The sequence below is a fragment of the Limnohabitans sp. genome, assembly GCF_040401135.1.
In the GTDB taxonomy this organism is placed as follows: Bacteria; Pseudomonadota; Gammaproteobacteria; order Burkholderiales; family Burkholderiaceae_C; genus Limnohabitans.
Genome location: NZ_JBBAOV010000065.1, coordinates 1 through 2,064, shown reverse-complemented (window position 1 = coordinate 2,064; position 2,064 = coordinate 1). Strand labels below are relative to the sequence as shown.

At 53.1% G+C, this 2,064-nt stretch carries 1 protein-coding gene; it reads left to right on the top strand.

What is annotated here, in order from left to right:
• Positions 1–886 precede the first annotated feature (886 nt).
• Positions 887–2,064, top strand: a 1,178-nt coding sequence (locus ABWP81_RS11555) for a hypothetical protein (protein ID WP_353141915.1), incomplete at its 3' end; no start/stop codon positions are given.

The window sequence follows — 2,064 nt, the reverse complement described above, 5'->3', positions numbered from 1 at the left end:
GGCAAAGGAACACGGGTCCGGGACGCTAATATCCTGACCTGGCGTACGGCGCTATCGACCCCCATAACCGGCCCGGGCAAATCCTCACGGAGTGGGCCTGATGGGCTTTATAACCGTGGGGGGAAACGGCCTCTGTGACATACAATGGGACGAAGCTCGTGACGACGGGCCCCTTATCCAAGTGCGAAATGTATTGTTGATGTGGCTCGCCTCCGCGACGAGCATTGAAGCATGTTCGTGGGTCATATCATCCACATCCGGATGACAGTGCATTGGTTTCATTTACTCCGGGTCAGGTTATTAGTGCCCGGACCCGTTGTCCTTCGTCCCGTGTTTTTTGTTTCGGCTTCTGTTCGCCTGTCGAGCCTAAAAGCGCTGTCTGCCGCCCTCCGGGCGGCCGGCGGCGGTTTTAGGGTCGACAGGCGAGCCGAAACCGTGGAAAACAAAAACTCGGGACGAAGGACAACGGGTCCGGGGCGCTAATGTCCTGACCTGGCGTATGGCGCAATCGACCCCCATATATCAATCCTTGCTTTGACCCTATTCCAAAGCTTGGGTTGCAGACTGCAATCAAGGCATTGGAATGGGGCCGGAGCTCGGATTGATGTATGTCACAATGAATCTCGGCCCCAAGAGGCCGATATTCATTCCCGACCCGAAAATCCACCGGACTATATAGGTGAAGTGCGTTATATTCAGATGCGCTTCACTGCTTGTGTTGCTACCGGGGAGTATCTCGGCCAGACAACGAATGCATTATTGGCCTTGCGATTATTCGAACGTGCTATAACAAGAGACCAAGCACGCCAACAGTTCCAGTTTTTTCCGTAGTCATTTTGGCTCAATATCAAGTTGTGTTTTATTGCACTTGGCCATCATGAGGCGTATGCCACCCGACGGCCTCTGTTTATTTCATGCCGTCAATTATGCCAGCAATCCAGAGATGTATCATAAGGTCGACATAGCCGACAACGGTATGCTTCTTGGAGAAGGCAGCGGAGCAATCTACGAGGCTGCCGCAATGCTCCGAGAGAACCTTATTGACACACTCCGTGCTGAAGGGTATCTCGAGCAAGCTAGTCGGCTGTCCATGCCTGGAGCCGCAGGTTATGCCCAAGAAGAGGACTTCCCAATTCTGGCACGCATATCTTTGTTGACCTTTGAGATTGTCATTGAGAGTGCACCAGCTATGGAGCCCAGGAAGTATGGCGATGGAGATCCGAGAGCGCGCTTCATACTGAGGGACATATCTGACATTGATGGACATCGCAGCAGCCACTGGGATGTGGCAGAGTTGTATGACCGGAAGAAGCGCCGCCGCATCACTGGGAAGACCGCGCCGACATGCAGCACACGGCCACCAGCGGGAGTATCAGCAGATATCGTTGTCATGGACCAATATATCCACGGGCGCGGAACTGGTGCGGCATCGAGTAGTGAGCCACCGCAAGGTCAGCTACCTGCCGATATTGGTGAGATGGTTCATTTGCTGCCGGCGGCCGCGTCGAGCAGCCACGAGGCACCTGATATCGATGATATCCTCGCCATGGAGAACAAAGTTGGTCAGTATATACGCGACAACGGCAATCCGGCGGAACGCGACCTGTATCCCATGCTGCATAAAATGGGACACCGTTTCTCGAAGAAACAAATCCGGCTTTGGAAGCGACAGTATGGTGAAGGCCCTCCAGCTGCAGCATCGAGCACTCACCTCCAAGCTGAAGTATCTGACGACATCATGGACATGGAGAACAAAGTTGGTGCATTTATCCGGAGCAAAGGGAACCCTAATGAACGACTGCTCTATGCGATGTTGAAGGCAGAGGGTCACCGATATTCTCGGAACCAGGTGCGCCTTTGGAAATTGCATTATGGCGCCATTGCGAACGTTCCAGACCGGCAGATGACGGACATTGATGCTGAGACGGCAGTGCAGGACCACCGCGAGGATATTCTTTTCTGTATGAACTTGGGTGGAGGAAGTCAGCGATTGATGACTCTGTTATCGTCGAAAGGTTTCAAGTTGACGGACCATCAAGCAAGATTGGCCTTATTACTCGTGAA